Source organism: Ramlibacter sp. P4_H7, from assembly GCF_056400765.1.
Genome location: NZ_JBFUKP010000018.1, coordinates 76,875 through 95,619, shown reverse-complemented (window position 1 = coordinate 95,619; position 18,745 = coordinate 76,875). Strand labels below are relative to the sequence as shown.

General features: G+C 69.8%; 19 protein-coding genes. 13 read left to right on the top strand and 6 right to left on the bottom strand.

Annotated features, from left to right (window positions below; genetic code table 11):
• Positions 1-12 precede the first annotated feature (12 nt).
• Entirely contained in the window at positions 13-354 is a 342-nt protein-coding gene (locus AC1DSA_RS20850) for a hypothetical protein (RefSeq protein WP_477892752.1), read from the top strand.
• 80 nt (positions 355-434) lie between these two features.
• Here AC1DSA_RS20850 and AC1DSA_RS20845 read toward each other — a convergent pair whose 3' ends face one another.
• The gene (locus AC1DSA_RS20845) at positions 435-1,082 is read right to left on the bottom strand and encodes a trimeric intracellular cation channel family protein (protein WP_477892750.1); all 648 of its coding nucleotides are present in this window, start codon (positions 1,080-1,082) and stop codon (positions 435-437) included.
• 160 nt (positions 1,083-1,242) lie between these two features.
• Between AC1DSA_RS20845 and AC1DSA_RS20840 the strand changes: the two genes are divergently transcribed.
• From AC1DSA_RS20840 to AC1DSA_RS20825, 4 genes are all read left to right on the top strand, one after another.
• Entirely contained in the window at positions 1,243-1,821 is a 579-nt protein-coding gene (locus AC1DSA_RS20840; RefSeq protein WP_477892748.1) for a TetR/AcrR family transcriptional regulator, read from the top strand.
• Between the two features lie 17 nt (positions 1,822-1,838).
• Positions 1,839-2,363, top strand: a complete 525-nt coding sequence (locus AC1DSA_RS20835) for an SRPBCC family protein (RefSeq protein ID WP_477892746.1) — start codon at positions 1,839-1,841, stop codon at positions 2,361-2,363.
• Complete coding sequence (locus AC1DSA_RS20830; protein ID WP_477892744.1) at positions 2,350-2,763, top strand: PaaI family thioesterase; 414 nt, start codon at positions 2,350-2,352, stop codon at positions 2,761-2,763. The genes AC1DSA_RS20835 and AC1DSA_RS20830 overlap by 14 nt, the downstream gene beginning before the upstream one ends.
• A 215-nt stretch (positions 2,764-2,978) precedes the next feature.
• Entirely contained in the window at positions 2,979-3,464 is a 486-nt protein-coding gene (locus AC1DSA_RS20825; RefSeq protein ID WP_477892742.1) for an acyl-CoA thioesterase, read from the top strand.
• Between the two features lie 69 nt (positions 3,465-3,533).
• Here the strand turns inward: AC1DSA_RS20825 and AC1DSA_RS20820 are convergent, their stop codons facing one another.
• Both AC1DSA_RS20820 and AC1DSA_RS20815 read right to left on the bottom strand, forming a co-directional pair.
• Positions 3,534-4,151, bottom strand: a complete 618-nt coding sequence (locus AC1DSA_RS20820; RefSeq protein ID WP_477892740.1) for an SH3-like domain-containing protein — start codon at positions 4,149-4,151, stop codon at positions 3,534-3,536.
• 15 nt (positions 4,152-4,166) lie between these two features.
• Positions 4,167-4,850 (bottom strand): nitrile hydratase subunit alpha, encoded by a 684-nt coding sequence (locus AC1DSA_RS20815; protein WP_477892738.1) that lies wholly within the window; start codon positions 4,848-4,850, stop codon positions 4,167-4,169.
• Between the two features lie 494 nt (positions 4,851-5,344).
• Between AC1DSA_RS20815 and AC1DSA_RS20810 the strand changes: the two genes are divergently transcribed.
• Positions 5,345-5,854 carry a PEP-CTERM sorting domain-containing protein gene (locus AC1DSA_RS20810; RefSeq protein WP_477892736.1) on the top strand — a complete coding sequence of 170 codons (510 nt, stop codon included), beginning with the start codon at positions 5,345-5,347 and terminating at the stop codon, positions 5,852-5,854.
• A 437-nt stretch (positions 5,855-6,291) separates the two neighbouring features.
• Here AC1DSA_RS20810 and AC1DSA_RS20805 read toward each other — a convergent pair whose 3' ends face one another.
• Complete coding sequence (locus tag AC1DSA_RS20805) at positions 6,292-7,323, bottom strand: extracellular catalytic domain type 1 short-chain-length polyhydroxyalkanoate depolymerase (protein ID WP_477892734.1); 1,032 nt, start codon at positions 7,321-7,323, stop codon at positions 6,292-6,294.
• Between the two features lie 270 nt (positions 7,324-7,593).
• Here AC1DSA_RS20805 and AC1DSA_RS20800 point away from each other — a divergent pair, with 270 nt between their 5' ends.
• The 5 genes from AC1DSA_RS20800 to AC1DSA_RS20780 all read left to right on the top strand — a co-directional run bounded on the left by AC1DSA_RS20800 (position 7,594) and on the right by AC1DSA_RS20780 (position 11,341).
• The gene (locus tag AC1DSA_RS20800; protein WP_477892732.1) at positions 7,594-8,172 is read left to right on the top strand and encodes an RBBP9/YdeN family alpha/beta hydrolase; all 579 of its coding nucleotides are present in this window, start codon (positions 7,594-7,596) and stop codon (positions 8,170-8,172) included.
• Positions 8,173-8,402: 230 nt separating this feature from the next.
• A complete protein-coding gene (locus AC1DSA_RS20795; RefSeq protein ID WP_477892730.1) occupies positions 8,403-9,434 on the top strand; it encodes a methionine ABC transporter ATP-binding protein in 1,032 nt (343 codons plus the stop codon).
• Complete coding sequence (locus AC1DSA_RS20790; protein WP_477892728.1) at positions 9,424-10,089, top strand: methionine ABC transporter permease; 666 nt, start codon at positions 9,424-9,426, stop codon at positions 10,087-10,089. The genes AC1DSA_RS20795 and AC1DSA_RS20790 overlap by 11 nt, the downstream gene beginning before the upstream one ends.
• Before the next feature lie 41 nt (positions 10,090-10,130).
• Positions 10,131-10,928: a MetQ/NlpA family ABC transporter substrate-binding protein gene (locus AC1DSA_RS20785; protein ID WP_477892726.1), complete on the top strand. Its 798-nt coding sequence runs from the start codon at positions 10,131-10,133 to the stop codon at positions 10,926-10,928.
• A 143-nt stretch (positions 10,929-11,071) separates the two neighbouring features.
• A complete protein-coding gene (locus tag AC1DSA_RS20780) occupies positions 11,072-11,341 on the top strand; it encodes a YjiS-like domain-containing protein (RefSeq protein ID WP_477892724.1) in 270 nt (89 codons plus the stop codon).
• Here AC1DSA_RS20780 and AC1DSA_RS20775 read toward each other — a convergent pair.
• Positions 11,336-13,771, bottom strand: a complete 2,436-nt coding sequence (locus AC1DSA_RS20775) for a PAS domain-containing hybrid sensor histidine kinase/response regulator (protein WP_477892722.1) — start codon at positions 13,769-13,771, stop codon at positions 11,336-11,338. The two genes, AC1DSA_RS20780 and AC1DSA_RS20775, sit on opposite strands and share 6 nt — an antisense overlap.
• Before the next feature lie 239 nt (positions 13,772-14,010).
• Here AC1DSA_RS20775 and AC1DSA_RS20770 point away from each other — a divergent pair, with 239 nt between their 5' ends.
• Both AC1DSA_RS20770 and AC1DSA_RS20765 read left to right on the top strand, forming a co-directional pair.
• Positions 14,011-14,661, top strand: a complete 651-nt coding sequence (locus AC1DSA_RS20770; RefSeq protein WP_477892720.1) for a hypothetical protein — start codon at positions 14,011-14,013, stop codon at positions 14,659-14,661.
• A gap of 205 nt (positions 14,662-14,866) precedes the next feature.
• Positions 14,867-15,196, top strand: coding sequence for an HPF/RaiA family ribosome-associated protein (locus AC1DSA_RS20765; RefSeq protein WP_477892718.1), 330 nt, complete (start codon positions 14,867-14,869; stop codon positions 15,194-15,196).
• Between the two features lie 44 nt (positions 15,197-15,240).
• Here the strand turns inward: AC1DSA_RS20765 and AC1DSA_RS20760 are convergent, their stop codons facing one another.
• Positions 15,241-18,729, bottom strand: coding sequence for a DUF748 domain-containing protein (locus AC1DSA_RS20760; protein ID WP_477892716.1), 3,489 nt, complete (start codon positions 18,727-18,729; stop codon positions 15,241-15,243).
• Between the last annotated feature and the right edge of the window lie 16 nt (positions 18,730-18,745).

The window sequence follows — 18,745 nt, the reverse complement described above, 5'->3', positions numbered from 1 at the left end:
TAGAGTGGGGCGATGCACATCAAGGAGTTTTCCACCCGCGTGGTCACTTTCAAGCTGGCAGCCGCCCTGGAGAAATACGAACTGGACCTGCGCACGCTGGCCGATTCATGGCTCGATCCCGACCTGTTCCGGCGCATGCAGGAAGAGTTCGGCGAGCTGCGGATCCTGGGCGCGTCGCTCCCCAGGCTGTCCGTGAGCTGGATCGCCGTGCTCGTCTCGCGGTCCCGACTGCTGAATGCGCTGTTCAGCACGGCATCGGCCGCACCCGCCTTCGAGGAGCACCTGCGCGCCGTCGAGGGCTTGAGGAAGCGCTGCCTGCGCGCCATCGGTGCGCAGACCGTGGCCTTGACTTAAGCGGCGACGGGCGAGCGGGCCGGAGTCTGCGCGGGCCCGCGGTCCGCCTTCACGCTGCGACCCTCGGCGCCGATCCCTCGTCAAGCCGCATCGCCCGAGGACCAGCGCGGCAGGGTGAACCCGGTCAGCAGCGCCAGGACGCGCAGGCCGGTGGCGCAGGCCGCCGCGAACAGCAGCGCCAGGCCTGGGGGCGTACCCGCATGCTGCGCAAGCACCAGCACCCAGCCGCCCACGAACGCGCAGACGGCATAGGGCCGGTGGTCGTGCAGCGCGGTCGGGATCTCGTTGCAGACGATGTCGCGCAACACGCCGCCGAAGGTCGCCGTGATCACGCCCATCAGCACCGCGACGATGCCCGGCAGGTCCTGGGTCAGCGCGAGCTGCGTGCCGCTGGCGCTGAACAGGCCCAGGCCGAGCGCGTCGGGCCACTGCATCGCCCTTTCGGTCGGCGCGAAATGGCGCGCCCGCAGGAACGCCATGGCGACGACGCACAGGGCCAGCAGGATCCACAGCCATTCGGAGTGCGCGACCCAGAAGAACGGCCGCCGGTCCAGCAACACGTCCCGCAGCGTGCCGCCGCCGAAGGCGGCCAGGCCGGCCACCAGGCAGACGCCGACCGCATCCAGCCGCTTGCGCGCGGCTTCCAGCAGGCCGGACAGGGCGAAGGCGAGGGTCGCCGCGGCCTCGACGACCGTCAGCAGGATGGAGAGGAAGGGCTGATTCGACATCCATCGATTCTCGCGCGCTCGCGCAGGGCCCCGTTTGCACCCCGTGGACCTCGCACGCATTCTCGTTGAACCGCAGCCTCGGGCTTCGGCCACTGCGCGGCGCGGCCAGCCGTGTCCACGTCCTTGACCAGAGTATTGCTCTGGAGTGATACTCCAACCCATGGATCCAACTCCGACCCGGGAAAAAGTGCTCGACGCCGCCGCGGCCTTGTTTTTGGAGCTCGGCTATTCCGGGACTTCCATGGACCAGGTGCGCCAGGCGGCGGGTGTGAGCAACGGCAGCCTGTACCACCACTTCCCCACCAAGGAGGAACTCGCCGATGCGCTGTACGTGCAGACGCTGCACGACTTCCACGCGGCCTTGCTGGGCGCCATCCGGGGCAATGTCGGAGCCGAGGCGGGCGTGAAGGGTCTCGTGCGCGCCTACGTCGGCTGGGTCGTGAAACACCCGGACCGGGCGGCGCTGCTGCACAAGCTCAAGCGGGGAGGGGACGTGACGGACGCATCGGAGGGCATCAGCGCGGCGAACGCGCAGGCCTTCACCGCCTTGATCGCCTGGACCGAAGCGCAGCGCGCCAACGGCCACATGCGCGACCTGCCGTTCCACCTCTGGATGGCGCTGGTCTTCTCGCCCGCGATGTCGCTCACCGCGCGCTGGGTGAAGGAGGCCCGTCCCTCGGTGCCGCCCAAGGTGCGCGCCGCCCTGGAACACGCGGCCTGGATGGCCGTCGCCCCCTGAACGCGAAGGAGAAATCGATGCACGTCGTCAACGTCCACCACCGGCTGCTGCACGCCAGCCCCGCGCGCGTCAGCGAACTGCTGGCGTCGCTGGGTTCCCCCGACGACGGCCTGTGGCCGCGCAACGGCTGGCCGCGCATGCGCCTGGACGGCCCGGTCGCGCCCGGGGCCGCGGGTGGCCACGGCCCGATCCGGTACCGCGTCGAAGCCTGGCAGCCCGGCCGGCTGGTGCGGTTCCGTTTCGCCGGGATGCGGGGCGTCGACGGCTGGCATGCCTTCGAGATCCTCGACGCGACGCCGCATCACTGCGTGCTGGAACACCGCATGGATGCACGACTGACCGGCATGGCCGGACTGAAGTGGACCTTCCTGATTGGTCCGTTGCACGATGCCTGCGTCGAGGACGCGCTGTCGCAGGCCCAGGCGTCGCTGGGCGAGACACCGCGCGCGGTGTCGTGGTCGCCCGTGGTGCGCCTGTTGATGCGCTGGCTGTCGCGCGGGGGCCGCGGTCGCGGCGGCCGGAAGCCCCATGCCCCCGCCTGACCTGCTCGCGCTGGGCCGCAAAGTGCTGGGGCGGCAGGCCTTCAGCGTGCTGCTGGGCGCGCGGCTCGATGCGTTCGAGGCCGGGTCGGCCCAGCTTTCGCTGGCCCTCGTGCCCGCGTTGCTGCAGCAAGATGGCTTCGTGCATGGCGGCGTGCTTTCCTATCTCGCCGACAACGCGCTCACGTATGCGGGCGGCTCCGTGCTGGGCAAGGTGCTGACCTCGGAATTCAAGATCAACTACCTGCGCCCCGCCGTCGATGCGGAGCGGCTGGTCGCGGTGGCGACCGTCGTCGCCAGCGGCAAGTCGCAGGCGGTGTGCCGTTGCGACGTCTTCCTGGACCGCGCGGGCCGGCGCGAGCTGTGCGCGGCGGCGCAAGGGACCATCCGCAAGGTCGGCTGAGCCGCTGCCCCTTCGTGCGCGGCTAGTGCCGGACGCCCGTGTCGGAGGCGGCTGGCACGCTTCTCATGTCGGATCCTTGCACCGGTACGAAAGACGGGCCACGCGACGGCAAGACCATACTCCACTACAAGCCGCGCCCGCCGTCGCACTCCGCACTGCGGGCTGGCACGAAGGCTGCATGCCAGCCGTCATCTGGAATGCCCGAGGACCCTCCCATGGAACTGCAATCCCACCAATTGACGATGACGGTGCTGATGACGCCGGACACCGCCAACTTCGCCGGCAACGTGCACGGCGGCCACCTGCTGAAATGGCTGGACCAGGTGGCCTATGCCTGTGCCAGCCGCTACGCCGCGAAGTACGTGGTGACGGTCTCCGTCGACCAGGTGACCTTCCGCGAACCGATCTTCGTGGGCGAGCTGGTGACCTTCCTGGCGAGCGTGAATCACGCCGGGACCAGTTCGATGGAGATCGGCATCAAGGTCCTCGCGCAGGACATCCGCAGCCAGGCGGTCCGGCACGTCAACAGCTGCTTCTTCACGATGGTGGCGGTGGACGACGCCCGCAAGCCATCGGCCGTGCCGCCGCTGCGGCCCTCCACGCCCGACGAGAACAGGCGTTACGAAGCGGCGAAGCTGCGCAAGGCCCTGCGCGAGGAAATGCGGACGCGCTTCGAGGAACTGCGGTCCCGCGCCGCCTGAGGCAAGACTCGCCGCGCCTTAGTCGGCTCGGCGCGGCCGCTCTGCGCGCCGATGCAACGCCTTTCGGCGCTATGCCTCGCGCTGCAGGTAGCTCTGGAACACGCCCACGTGCACCAGGGCCGGATCGCACGCATCCGGCCACAGGTCCTGCGCGCGGAAGCGCACGTCGTACGTGGGTTCCTCCTGCGCCTCGATGCCATGGGCATGCGCGTCCGGGAACGGGTAGGCCGGCGACACGCCCACCACGACGCCGCTCTTGCCGCGGATGTAGCCCGGCATGCGCACGTGGCCGGGCACGTGGTCGTCGCGCACGCGAACCCGGTCACCGGGTTCGAAGCGCTCGCGGGCCGCGACGTTCGCGCGCCCCGCAACGCCCGGCGCGGAGAGCGGGAATGCGCCCTGGGCGCGCCGTTCGAGCTCCTCGCGCGTCGCCAGTCCCTTTTCCACGCACAGCGTGGCCAGTCCCGTGAGGGAGCGCTCGTAGTAGCTCGCGGACAGGTAGTGGCGCGGCTCCATGCGCTCGATCGCGTAGCGGTACTCGTCCATGTTGAAGACTCCGCAGCGCACGGCGAAGGCGTACAGGGAATTGGCGCGCACTTCCCACTCGGCGTGGAAGGCGGGGGCGTCCAGGGTGTAGCGCACCTGGCCGAAGCCCTGCTTGCCGCCGAGATCGTGGATTCCGTCCATGGCCGGTCCTTTGCGCTAGAGGCGCGCGACGCCGATCATCGCGTCGCGCGTGACGAGCGATGCGAGCCGGTCTTCGGGCCAGTCGATGCTGGCGGGCGGCTGCAGCGGCAGCACCATGTAGCGCGTGTCGGCCGTCGTGTCCCACACGCGGATCTCGATCTCCGGCGGCAGGTCGAGCCCCATCTCCCGGAGCACCGTCCTGGACTCGCGCACGACGCGCGACCGGTACTCGAAATCCTTGTACCAGTCCGGGGGCAGGCCGATGAGCGTGAACGCGGTGCACGAGCACAGCGAGCAGCAGATGACGTTGTGGACCGTCGCGGTGTTCTCCAGCACGACCAGGTGCCGGTGGTGCTTGGGCATCGGCAGCCCCATCTCGGTCACCGCGGCCCGCCCATCCGCCAGCAGGCGCGCCCGGAAGGCCGGATCGCTCCAGGCCCGCGCAACCACGCGGGCGCCGTTCTGCGGCACCCATTCTTCCTGCGCCAGGTGATCCAGTTCCTGCACGCCGGCGCTGGCGTCCAGTCCCCGCGCGTCGAGCACGGCCTGGATGGCCTGGACGCGATCGTCGATGGCCGCAGTGCGGGTGAAGTGCTGGGCGTTCGCTGCTTCTATGGTGCCTCCGGTGGTGAGGGCGCTCGGCCGGAACGGTTCGTCGCGGGCGCCGCGTGGGATCGCCGGTCGTCTGCCGCAATGCATGCGGGGTAGGAGAAATGTACCGATTTGCTTGAAACGGAATCAAGCCGCGCCCAGGCTGAGCTTCGGCCAGGGCGACACCGCGCGACTGGACGCCTACCCCACCGACTGGAAGCAGGGCGGTCCCTGGGTGATGTGGAAGGGACGCCGTACGCCCACATCATGGTCCCGCTCACCGGGGCGCCCAAGGCATCCGGCAAGAAGTCGGCCGAGAAGAAATAGCGGCAGGGGAGGGGCTCGACCACCGCAGCCCGGCACCACCACGGTCCAGCTGACGGTGTGCGGGCGGGCGCCACGCTCGTGTCGCATTGCTTAAGCGACGCCCCTCAGCCTTGGATATTCCTCAGGTGCCAACGCAGCCTTCATGCATTGGCACTAAGGGACCCATTCGACGAAGTGCACCCCATGGAAGAGGCAACTCGCCTTAGATTGAAGTCCCCTTCCTCCTTTACCTCTTCCGGGAGCTTCCAATGAAACTGAGATCGCTAGGTGCCCTCGTGGCATTCGCAGGAGTGGCGCTGGCCAATGTCGGCCACGCAGCACCTGTGGGAATCGAGCAGAGCATCACCCTGCTCAACCCCGAGAACGCACTGGTCTACAACATCGCGACCAATGGATCCTCGTCGACGAGCACGCAGAGCTTCTATGAGCTCATCGTCGATCCCTCCTGGAGCGGAACGAACACGAAGTTCACCACCTTCTCGACTGAGCCGCTGGGCACCACCGCGTCGTACTCGCTGTTCGCCGACACGAACGGGGCCGTCGGGGCGGGCAACACGGGCGCCTTGCTGCAGGCTTGGTCGCAGACGGACGTGCCGGGCAACAACCTGATCCCGTTCTTCAACTTCCTGCTCACGACCGGCCAGTACGTCCTGCAGATCAACACCCTGCAAGGCCAGATGAACGTGTCGACCAACATCGCCGCCGTGCCGCTGCCCGGCGCCATGTGGCTGTTCGGCTCGGCCCTGCTGGCGTTCCTCGGGGTGTCGGCGCGCCGCAAGCTCTGACCCTGTAGAAAGCCCGGATGCCGGAGGGTCGCATGCGCCAGCTTCGTCCCTCCCGCCCTCCCGGCCGGGTTGTCTCCGGTCCACTGCGGCCCGCCGCGCCGGGCCGGCAGGCCGGACGCAGGCGACTCCACGCACGCCCCCGCTGGCGCGCGGCTTCTCCCGGGCCCGTGCCACGCTCCACCGCTGCCCACGCACGCCAGCCGCGTGCCCATCGGGCTGCCGCGTCGCTCATTCCGAGATGGCTGGATGGATCGCTACGCGCACCGACATCGTGTCTGCGCGATGGCCGCTTCTCCGTGCGGGCTCGCGCCCGCCGGGTTCGTTTCCAAAACACTCTCCGCAGGATCTGCAGCCGCTGACGCGGCCCTGTCGGCCCCGCACGCACAGCCCGATCGCCTGCCGGAAGATCGGCGCCGTCCCATGCGCCACGGTCCAGCTCAGGGCAAGCCCGAGCTTTCCAGTTCGCGAAACTGCCGTGCCGCAAACGCCCACAGCATGCGGGACGCATCGGGGCCGCGCCCGTCGCTGAACCGCTGGTTGGCGGCTCCGCCGCTCCAGGCATGGCCCAGGCGATCGATCTGCACCAGCTGCGCCACGGTGGCGCGCTTGCGCTTGAAGTCGGTCACGGTCATCGGGTAGCGCTGGCCCCGTTGCACCTCGCGCGCAACCGAAGCCCTGGCGCCCGACGCTTCCGCCCAGACCTGCACCGCAGCGTGGGCATTCACCGACGACACCACGCTGTCCTCCCGGCCGTGGATCACCAGCAGCGGCGGCCAGGCCTGCGCCATCGTTTCGGCCGTGGCGTCCAGCGCACGCGGAACGCGCTTTCCGTGCATGGCGCCGATGGCCGACAGCGTGGAATGCGCAGCGCCGGGCGCGATGCCCGAATGCATCATCAGCGCCTTGAAGCGCTCGGGGTGCTGCGTCACCACGAACGCCGCCATGCTGGCACCGGCCGACAGTCCGGCGACGGCGACGCGCTGCCGGTCCGCCGCATACAGCGAGCACACCTGGTCGATGGCGCGCATGATCAGTTCCGCCTCGCCCTGCGCGCGTCCGGAGCGGGTGTCGAACCAGTTCCAGCAACCCTGGGCGTTGGCGTAGCGGTCCTGCTCGGGATAGAGCACCAGGAAGCGATTGCGGGCCGCGGTCCGGTTCATCCGCGTGCTCTCGGCGAAGCTCTTCGCGTCCTGGCCGCAGCCGTGCAGCATCACCAGCAGCGGCAGGCGCTCGCCGGCCTGCAGGTCCGGCGGGCGGTACAGGCGGTACTTGCGGGCGCCTGCGCGCCCGATGGAAATCCCCGCGACCCAGTCGCCCTCGCCACGCGGTGGCTTGCGCGCGGCGGCCGCTGCGACCGTGGCGGAGAGGGCATTGGCGCGCGCACCGGCGCGCAAGGTGGTGCGCACCATGGACACGTAGCTGCGCCCCAGGGCCTTCACCCACGCGTTGGAACGCCTTCGTCTTGGCATCGGCCATTCTGCGCGGGTCGTGCCCGCCGTGGGCTGACGTGGACCTGTCGTGTGTTTTTCCCATGCTGCGGCCCGAAAACGCCGCGCGGGCGGATCCCGGATGAGCTTATGGCGATATGCAAGTGAGAACTCGATCGTTCTCCCGGACGCAGGAGCTCTCCAGAATCGGCCGGTCCATCGCCTCACCGGAGTCGTCATGATCCTTCGCCGTGCCTTCCAGAAGCCCCTGCCGCTGCGTGTGCAGCGCTTGCTGGACCTCACCGCCGCCGCATGGGGGCTGGCGGCACCTCGCCCCCAACCGTGGTCCCGCTGATCGTTCCCGGCTGGCGCGACTCCGGCGCCGGTCACTGGCAATCACTGTGGGCCCGACGCCTGCCCGGCGCGCTGCGCGTGGCGCAGCAGGACTGGATCAATCCCTCGCGCGATGCCTGGGTCTCCACCCTGGCACGCACGATCCTGCAGGCGCCCGCGCCGGTGGTGATCGTGGCGCACAGCCTGGGCTGCATCGCCAGCGTGCACCTGCCGCGCGAAGCTGCGCGACGCGTGCACGCGGCCTTGCTGGTGGCTCCGGCCGATCCCGAGCGCCGTGCGGTGCTGCACGACTTCGCGCCCGTTCCGTGCGAACGGCTGCCCTATCGCAGCATCGTCGTGGCCAGCAGCAACGACCCCTACTGCCCGGCGCGCCTGGCCGGCGCCTATGCCAGGGCCTGGGGCAGCGAGTTCCTGCGCCTGCCCGATGCCGGCCACATCAACGTGGAGTCCGGGCACGGCGAATGGCCGCTGGGGTTCGCATTGCTGCAGTCGCTGCTCGCTTCGAATGTTTCCCCGCTCGCGGCGCTGCACGAATGAATTCACGCCGGCATATGCATCCAAGTTTTTGTTCGTTCACTTCCTGCGGCAGCAGCGCGACAATGCCACGCATGAGTCCTGTTTCCACCTCCCTGCAAATGCGCCCGCGCGCGCGATGTAGCGGCTGAGCGCTTCCGCGCTCCCGCTTTCCCTCCCCGGTCCCTGCATCTTCCCGTCGGCCCCGCGTGGCCGGCCGGGCGCGGCGTCGGCCGCACGAAAGACAAGAAGAAATGATTCAACTGCAAGGCATCACCCAGGCCTACGGTGCGCACGAAGCCCTGCGCGGCGTCGACCTGGAAGTCGCGCCGGGCGAGATCTTCGGCATCATCGGCCGCAGCGGCGCCGGCAAGAGTTCATTGGTGCGCACCATCAACCTGTTGAACCGGCCCAAGGCCGGCAAGGTGATCGTCGGCGGCCGCGAGCTCACCGCACTGCCGCCGTCACAGCTGCGCGAGGCGCGCCGCGACATCGGCCTGATCTTCCAGCACTTCAACCTGCTGTCGTCGCGCACCGTCGCGGGCAACGTGGCGCTGCCGCTGGAGCTCGCCGGCGTCCCGCCCGCGGAGATCCGCCGGCGCGTGCGCGAACTGCTGGACCTGGTGGGCCTGGCCGAACTGCACGACCGCTATCCCTCGCAGATCAGCGGGGGACAGAAGCAGCGCGTGGGCATCGCCCGCGCCCTGGCCAACCGGCCCAAGGTGCTGCTGTCCGACGAGGCGACGTCGGCCCTCGACCCGGAGACCACGCGCTCGATCCTGGGCCTGCTCAAGCAGATCAACCGCGACTTCGGCCTGACCATCGTGCTGATCACGCACCAGATGCAGGTGATCAAGCAGGTGGCCGACCGCGTCGCCGTCATCGAGGCCGGGCGCATCGTGGAGCAGGGCCTCGTCATCGACGTGTTCACCCGGCCGCAGCACGCCACCACCCGCAGCCTGATCGAGGAGATCGTGCCGCAGGCGCTGCCGGACAGCGTGCTGGCCCGCATCCGCGCCTTGATGTCGGACCGCTCGGACCAGGAAGGCCAGCTGCTGCGCCTGGCCTTCGCCGGCATCGGCGCCGACCGGCCGCTGCTGTCCGACGTGATCCGCCGGCACGGCATCGACCTGAGCATCGTGCATGGCCAGGTGGACGAGGTGCAGGGGCAGCCGTTCGGGTCGCTCGCCGTGTTCGCCCGCGGCGCGCGCGAGAAGCTCGATGCGGCGACCGCGCAGCTGCGCGGCGCCGGCGTCTTCGTGGAGGAGGTGGCCCATGTGGGATAACTTCACCCCCGCCATGCTGGAGCTGTTCGCGGGCTCGCTGGGCGAGACGCTGCTGATGGTGGGACTCTCCGGCGTGGCCGGTGCCATCGTGGGCATTCCGCTGGGCGTGCTGCTGCGCCTGACCGACCAGGGCGGCGTGCTGCAGAACACGCACGTCAACCGCGTGGTGGGCGGCGTCGTCAACGCCGTGCGCTCCACGCCCTTCATCATCCTGCTGGTGGCGATCATCCCGTTCACGCGCCTCGTGACGGGGTCCTCCATCGGCACGGCCGCCGCCGTCGTTCCGCTCACCATCGCGGCCGCTCCCTTCATCGCGCGCCTGGTGGAAGCCTCGCTGCGCGAGGTCGACCACGGGCTGGTGGAAGCGGCCCAGGCCATGGGCGCCACGACCCGCCAGATCGTGTTCAAGGTGCTGCTGCCCGAGGCGCTGCCCGGCATCGTGGCCGGCTTCACCATCACGCTGGTCAGCCTCACCGGCTATTCGGCGATGGCCGGCGCCATCGGCGGCGGCGGCCTCGGCGACCTGGGCATCCGCTACGGCTACCAGCGCTTCCTGCCGGAAATCATGCTGGCCGTGGTCGTCGTGCTGGTGGCCTTCGTGCAACTGGTGCAAAGCCTGGGCGACTGGGCGGTGCGCCGCCTCAGCCACAAGTGAATCCCTTTCCCCTTTCCGTTCTTCATCCAAGGAATACAAGCATGAACAAGCGCAAGTTGCTCCAATCCACCCTCGTGCTGGCGCTGGCCGCGGCCGCGAGCGGCGGCCTGCTCGCGCAGGACAAGCCGATCAAGGTCGGCGCGACCGCGGGTCCGCACTCGCAGATCCTGGAGCAGGTGAAGAAGGTTGCCGAACGCGACGGCCTGAAGATCCAGATCGTCGAGTTCACCGACTACATCCAGCCGAACGCCGCGCTCGCCACCGGCGACCTGGACGCCAACAGCTACCAGCACAAGCCCTTCCTGGACCAGCAGGTCAAGGACCGCGGCTACAAGATCACTTCGGTGGGCTACACCGTCAACTTCCCGATCGGCATCTACTCGAAGAAGGTCAAGAGCCTGAAGGACCTGAAGGAAGGGGCGCGCTTCGGCCTCCCGAACGACCCCACCAACGGCGGCCGCGTGCTGCTGGTGCTGCAGGACCAGGGCCTGATCAAGCTGAAGCCGGGCGCGGGCCTCAAGGCAACGCCGTTGGACGTGGTGGAGAACCCGAAGAAGCTGAAGTTCGTCGAGCTGGAAGCCGCGCAGCTGCCGCGCTCGCTGGACGACCTGGACGCTTCCGGCGTCAACACCAACTACGCCATTCCCGCGGGCCTGCATCCGGGCAAGGACGCGATCGCGCAGGAAAGCGCCAAGAGCCCGTACGTCAACCTGATCGCCGTGCGCGAACAGGACAAGGACAAGCCCTGGGTCGCCAAGCTGGTGAAGGCCTACCAGTCGGACGAGGTGCGCAAGTTCGTGCAGACGGAGTTCAAGGGCGCGGTCATTCCGGGGTTCTGAGGCCCTCGGCGGGGGAAAGGCAGCGCGCGCATACAAGGCGGCAACAAACCGGCGTGCGCATGACGCGAGCCGGTTACGCGCGCGCCGGAGACTGCGTCCATGGCCCCAGGGCCAGATGCCAACCCTTCGCGTAGGAGCCCGCCATGCACACCCTGTCCACCACGACCCACCGGACCTTCGATTGGCACCGTCGCGCGTTCGCTGCGGCTGCGCAGTGGTGCGAGCTGCTGCTCGCCGGATGGCGGCGGGCCAGCGAACGCCGCCGGGCCGAGCGGCAGTTCGCCAACCTCGATGCGCACGCCTTGCGCGACCTGGGCCTGCACCGCAGCGAGCTCGGTTCCTGCTGGGCCGAAGCGCACCGGCAGGCGCCGCTCACGCGGCGTCGCGTGCGTGCCGGCGCGTCGGCGTCATGAGCGGCCGCTGCCGCCCTGGGCCGGGTGCGGCGAAGCCTGCCCAGGCGCGCTCGCGTCCGCTGCCCCCCGCCGGGTCGCCAGCAGCGCGCTGAGCTCGGACCGCAGCTGGCGCGTGTCCACCGGCTTGCGCAGAACGCTGGTGACGCCGCCCGCGCGCAGGCCGGCTTCGTCGAGTTCGCCGCCGTGGCCCGTGACCAGCATCACGGGCAGGCCGGGCCGCAGCCGCTGCACCGCCTGCGCGAGCTCGCTCCCGTTCATGCCGGGCATGGTCAGGTCGGTCAGCACGATGTCGGCGTGGTTCGCCGGCTGTTCCAGCCACCGCAGCGCCTGCCCGGGATCCGGCACCAGGGTGACCTCCAGTCCCCACGCCGCCAGCTGCTCCTGCAGGTAGGGGCCGACCTGCGCGTCGTCTTCCACCACCAGCAGCCGCCCGGCCGGCAGGGGCTGCCGGACCCGACCGGAAACGGGGGCGGCCTGCGGCGCGTCCGCATCGCCCTCGGCCACCGGCAGCAGCACCGTGAAGCGCGAGCCGCCGTTCAATGCGGTGTCCACCAGCAGGTGCCCCTGGTGGTCGTGCACGATGCCGTGCACCATCGCCAGCCCCATGCCCGAGCCGCTGCCCGGTGCCTTGGTCGAAAAGAACGGATCGAAGATGCGGTCGAGCACGGTCGGCGCGATGCCCGTGCCGTCGTCCGCCACCTGCAGGGCGACCCAGGGACCCGCGGGGATCGGCAGGCGACACGAAGCGCACAGCCGGGCCGGCTCCGTCGCGCTTTCCAGTCGCACCGTGATGCGACCGACACCCGCCATCGCGTCGCGCGCGTTGATGCACAGGTTGAAGAGGATCTGCTCCAGCTGCACCGGATCCGCCATGACCAGGGTCGGGGCGCCCGAGGCGTCGGCATCGAGCCACTGTGCGTCCAGCGAGATGCTCGAGGGCAGGGTGCTGCGCAGCAGCCGCAGCGTCTGTCGCACCAGCGGCGTGAGTTCGAGCCGGCGCGGATCGCCCTTCTGGCGCCGCGCGAACGCCAGCATCTGCGCGATGAGGTCGCGCGCGCGCTGCGCGGCCAGGTGGGCCTGCCCCAGTTGCCGCACCAGCGCGCCGTCGCCCAGCGAGTCCGCGCGTTCCTGCGCCATCACGACGTAGCCGACGACGCTGGTCAGGATGTTGTTGAAATCGTGCGCGATGCCGCCGGTGAGTTGTCCGACCGCTTCCATCTTCTGGGCCTGGCGCAGCTGCGCCTCCAGCGCGTTGCGCTCGGCCTCCGCGGCGCGCCGCGCGCTGATGTCGCGCAGGTGGCCGACGAAAATGTTGCCCTCGGGCACTTCCGCGACGCTGATCGCCAGTTCGACCGGGAACTCGGTGCCGTCCGCGCGCTGCGCCGTGGTCTCCACCAGCCGGCCGATCATCGGCCCGCGGCGGACGGCATGGAAATTCGCCAGCCCGTGGTCGTGCGCGGCGCGGTGGCGCTCCGGCAGGATCAGTTCGGACAGGCGCCGGCCCAGCGCGTCGGCCCGGCCGTACCCGAACACGCGTTCGGCCGCGGCGTTGAACTCGAGCACCCGCCCCTTCTCGTCGATGGCCACCACGGCGTCGAAGGCCGCTTCGACCGTGGCGCGCAGCCGCGCCTCGCTGCGCTGCAGCTCGCGTTCGCGCTGCCGCCGCTCGCCGATGTCGCGCACCACCGCCAGCGCGTGCGGCCTGTCCTTGTGCATCGCGGGCATGATGCGCAGCTCCGCATCGAAGGTCGTGCCGTCCTCGCGCACGGCGGGCAGCTCCACGTGCACGTTCTCTCCCGCCAGCGCCCGGCCGATCCACTCACGGCGCTTGCGCGCGTGCTCGGGCGAGACGTTGTGCGCGTAGCTGGTGCCGATGGCCTGCTCGCGCGTCAGCCGGTAGAGCGACAGCCCCGCGGGATTCACGTCGACGACGCGGAACTCCCCGTCCCACAGGAACATGCCGTCGGAGGAGGACTCGAAGATGCGGCGGTACTGCTCCTCGCGGGCCTGCAGCTGTTCGGCCGCCAGCTTCCGGTCGGTGATGTCGCGCGCCATCACGAGCAGCAGCCTTCGGCCATCCAGTTCCACCGGCTTCACGTTCACCTCGTCCCAGTGCAGGCTGCCGTCCCGGTTGCGCCGCAGCCATTCGAAACGCGGGCAGCGGCCTTCGCGCGCCAGCGCGAGGTAGCGCTCGGCTTCCGTGCGCGTGTAGGGCGGCTCGCCGCCGCTCAGGTCGTCGGTGGAGAGCGTCTTCATCTCCGCCGCGGTGTAGCCGTAGGACTCGCACGCCTTCTGGTTGACGTCGAGTACCGCGCCGGACTCCCAGTCCAGGATGAAGATGGCGTTCTCGGACGCGTCGAAGATCGTGCGGTAGCCCGCCTGCGATCGGTCGGGCGGCACAGGGTCCGGCGCGGGCAGCGGGGAGGCCATCGCGCCGAGTCTATCGGCGCTCGTGGCGGGGCGCGCGCTGCGCATTCGACGCTGCCGCTTCAATCCTCCAAACGGCTGAGCCAGGAAGGATGTAAGCTCTTGTTCGCGCTGCCCCGCCGAGCTGTGGTCGCGGGACGGAGGTGGAGGAAACTTGGAACTCGCTGTGCCGCTTGAACCGTGCCGGCGGACGCGCAACCGCGCAGCCGGCCACGAGAACATGACGACGAGGAGGCCGATGCATGGGCCTGCTTGACCTGTTGTTCGGGCGCAAGCCGGCGCCCGCGAAGAAGTCCCGCCTGTTCCTGACCTCGCAGGGCAGCACGTCCTTCGAGCCGTCGGACCAGGCGCCGCAGTCGCAGAGCCGCATCCGCAAGGACCTGTTGCGCCTGGTGCTGCGCGACGTGCTGGCACGCACCGGCATCCCGTCCGAATGGCTGACCGCCGAAATGGTGAGCAGCGCGAGCCCCCGGCGTGGCGACGGCATCCATGTCCGCTTCCTGGTGCGGCACTGGTCGCCGCGGCTGCTGGAGCACGGGCCCGCCTTCCAGGAGGAGTTCACCTTCCGCCTCCTGATGCTGGATCCGCGGGCCCAGGACTGGCTGCATGGCTTTTCCTGGCAATTCAGCCTGCCCGATTCCCAGGCCTGCCCCCGCCTGCCACCCCCGGCCTCGTGGAACGGCAAGGTGCTGGTGACCGAACCGACGGAGCGGCTGCAGATCAAGCCGATCGATGTGGTCACCAAGCCGGCGGAAGGCCGGGCGGGAGAACCCAAGGTCCTCGACAAGGTCTCCCAGCGAGTGGCCGAGCAGGGCGCCGAGCTGAAGCGCCGCCGGCAGGGCATCGAACGTTTCGGGGCGCAGCGGTCGTCGTCGCAGCCAGCCGCGAAGTGAACGGCCCCGCAGCGCGCGGGCCAGTGGCGTTCACCCGGCCAGCAGGCCACGATCGCCATCAGCACGAGGGCAATCCCTGACCGGAACCAAGGAATTAGGGCGAAAACTTAGTGCCATCGTCCGCCAACACCACCATACTGCGCGGACAGTAAGAAAAAGAGTTGCGCGGGGCGTCGTGGAATCACTTCAAGGAGAGGGGATCACCATGGCATTGCCCCACACCGTGGACTTCGTCGGCATGGCCCGCTCGAACGAGCTCGAGTCCGACGTCCAGCAGCAGGTCGCCGACCTCCAGAAGACCTGTCCCAGCATGACCGGCTTGCGCGTGACCTTGCACCAGTCGCGCCAGCCGGCCAGTGAGCGCACGGTCGCGGTGCGCGTCGATGCGGCTTTCCAGAACCGGGACCTCGCCGTGCTGCGGCAGCACGACGAGGACGTGCGGGCGGCGCTGGTCGACGCCTTCGACGCGATCACCCGCAGCGCCCAGGCCATGTTGCGCAGGCCCTTCGATTCCCCTGGCGGTTGCCCCACCTGAGGGCATGCAGGGCGCTGTCGCCGCAAGACGCGCCCGTCGCGCGTTCACTTGGCACCGAGCGCGAGCTTCAACGGAACGGGCCCCTTGGCGTCCACCTCGAGCTTTTCGGCTGCGCCGGTGGAAAGGCGTGCAGGCTCGACCCCCGCGTCCTTCAGCGCAGCCAGCACGGCATCGGCGCGCCGCGAGCCCAGCACCGTCATCGCATCGGCCGGCAAGGCCTGCGTTTCGTTCAGGCGCAGCAGCAGCGCGTCGTAGAAAGCGGCGGCGTCGGGCACCTGGGGCTCACCCTGCATCACCTGCCCGAGCCGCTTCCACAGGGGCACCAGCTGTTTCGAGGACGAACTGCCCGCTGTGCTCGCTGCCGCCGTTGGCGGAGGCGCGCTTTCGGCGGCGCGCTTTTGCCGGTCCAGTTCGGCGTCACCGAAGCGGGCGACGTACAGCTCGCGCACGGCCTTGCGGACGTCGCCGTCCCCGAAGTCCACCGGCGGTGGCGCGTCGTCGGGCGCCAGCGGGATGCCGGCCCGGCGTGCCACTTCCAGCCGCACGGCGCGCGCCTTGAGCGCGGCGGGGTCGGCCGGCTCCGCAACCTGCGGCGGCACCGACAGGCTTAGCTGCGGGCGTTTGGCGAGCAACTGCGCCACCTGCTGGAGCTTCTCGCGTTCCGGCGGCAGCAGGCGCGCGCTGCCGGGATCGAAGTGGATGGCCTCCAGCTTCTCGCCACCGACGCCGAGCATCGCGCCCAGCGTCCGGAACGGCGCGGTGACGATCTTGGTGATCAGCGCACCGATCGCCTTCCAGATGATCGCGCCGTAGCTGAACTGCGGGTCGCTCAGGTCGCCCGTCACCGGGAGCCCCAGCTCGATGCGGCCATCCTTGTCCTTGAGAATCGCAATGGCCAGCTGCAGCGGAAGCTTGAGCGCGTCGGGGCTGTCCACCCGTTCGCCCAGCGTGAGGCGGTCGATCACGATCTGGTTCTCGCCCTGCAGCTGCCGGTTGCGCAGCTTGTACTGCAGGTCCAGCGAGATCCTGCCTTCGGCCACCTTGTAGCCGGCGAACTTGGTCGAGTAAGGCGAGGCCGGGACCATGTCGATGTTCTTGAACACGACGTTGACGTCCGTGTTGGCCGTCGGCGCGAACACGTTCAGGTCGCCTCGCGCGCGCACGGTGCCGAACTCGTCGACGCGGCCATCCAGTTCGATCTGGGTGCGCGATGCCGGATCGGTCGACAGGCCCGTGACGACGCCCTGCAGTTCATGGATCCTGGCCGCGAACTGCGGACGCAGGCTCAGGTCGGCGAACTCCAGCTTTGCGTCGTGCAGGCGCACCCGCCGCACGCGAACCGGAAAGCTCGCACTGGCAACGGGCGCGGCGGCCGAAGCAGCAGCCACTGCCGGCACCGCGACGGCTGCGACCGTCGGTTTGGCACCGGCCGAACCGGCCGCGGTCGCCGGCTTGGCACCGGCTGCGGCCGGTGTTACCAGCAAGCGCGCCGCATTGAGGCTGCGGTCGTCCTCGATGATCAACTTGGCATTCAGGCCGTCGACGCGCAGGTCGGGGATGTCGAGAAGGTCGGGAGCCATGCTGGCCGTCAGGCGTTCAGCCGCCACGTTCTTCCAGGCGACGAACACGTCGCCGTCGTCCTCCTTCAGGGTCAGGCCCGCGACGTTCAGCGAGCCGAGGTAACGCAACCCCGCGTCGGCTGATTTCCCCTGGACCGTCGCGAGGCGTCCCTGGGCCGAGACGCTGCCTTGCGCGATCTTCAGCTTCAGCGCCTGGCGCAGCAGCGGCTCGAACGGCACCAGGCTGAATTGCGCGACGCGCAGATCGGCCTGCAGCACGCCGGTGCCCGGCACCACCTGTCCCTGCGCAGCGAGCCGCCCGCCGTCGCCCATCTGCAGGCCGGCCTGGAACGCGAGGGCACGCGTCAGGTCGGTGCCGGCGCCCTCCAGCATGGCTGTGGCATCGGCCACGCGCAGCTTCACGCCGCTGGCCTCGTCGTGCACGTCGGCATGGAATCCGCCCAGCTCCACGCGCCGGACAGTGGCCGTCCAGGGCGCGCCCGGCTCCACCGACGCCACCACGGGTGCGCCGGCGCCGGGCAGCATGTCGACCACGTTGATGCGGCCCGCGCGGTCGCGCGTCACCTGCAGCGTGCCCCCGCGTGCATGGACGCGCGCGACGTCGATGACGTGGGCGCCGAGGTCGATGGCGGCGTCGTCGAATCCCAGCTCGGCGAGCCGCAAGGGCGTGGCGTCGCCCCGCGACAGCGAGATGTCCTGCGCGGCGCCGCTGGCCTGCTCGATCCGGATATCGGGGTTGGGTCCGGCCAGCCGGCCGACCAGCTTCGCCTGCACCCGCAGGTTGCCGGCGGCCACGCGCAGCGGCGGCTGCACGGTTTCGTCCACCGCACTGAGGACGACCTGGTCGAGCGCGATTCGCTGCAGCGCGAAAGTCCATGCTTCCGCGAGTTCGACAACCGCCGGCGGGGGCTCCTTGGGTGCCGCCGCGGCGATGAGCAGGCTGCCCAGGTCCAGCTGGCCCTTGGCATCGCGCAGGACGGCGAGCTTGCCTGCGGTGGCGCGCAGCTCGCCCACCTGCACCTCGCGCGCGGGCCACCCGGCGTTGATGTCCTTCACGTCCAGTTGCGCGAGCGAGGCGAACGCGTCGCTTGCGCCCGCGCGTGCCAGGGCCACGTTGCGCAGTGCCATCTGGCCGTTCGCAAGCCGGGCATCCCACCGGCCCCCTTCGTACGAGAAGCGGTACGGCAAGGTCATCGACACCTGCCCGGCCGTCAGCCTGGCGTGCGTGTACGCCTTCAGGTACACGGCGGGTTCGGGCAACGGAACGTTCTCCAGGGTCAGCTCGCCGCTGCCGCGCATCGGGTTCAGCGTTGCCGTTCCCTTCCAGCGCACGACGCCGCCGCGCGGCGACATGGCGATGAAACTGTGCGAATCGGCCTCGCCGGGCAGGGTGCTGAAGTTCGCCAGCGTGAAGTCGATCGGCGTGAGCACGTTGCCGTAGCCGACGCGCCGGTCCTGGAACTCGACCTTGCCCCGCTCCACGGCCATCCGGTCGATGCTGAGGCGCGGCGGCCCGCTGTGGTCGTCCGGGTCCGGCGGCCATCGGCGGGTCACCGTCTCCAGCAGTTCGGCGACATTGAAGCGCCCGTCCGCGGCGAAGGTGAGGAAGGCCTGCGGATCGGCGAGGCGAACTTCGGCGAAGCTCCAGGCCCTGCGCACGATCGACCGCCATTTCAGTTGCACCGCGAGCTGGCCCGCGGAGAACAGGGGCTCGCCCGAGGCTTCGGCCAACCTCAAGGAGCCGGCCTCGAACCTGAGCGTGAACGGGTTGAAACGGACGTTGTTGACCGAAGCCTGGCGCCCCAGTTCCGCGGCGGTCCAGCGGGGAAGCTGGCGCTCGACCAGGAAGGGCACGCCCCAGAAGCCGAGGGCGGCATACGTCGCCAGCACCGCGGCGATGACGAGCAACCAGCGCACCCAGCGGGCTGACCTGATTTGCGATCTCCAGTCCACTGTCGTTTCCTGAAGG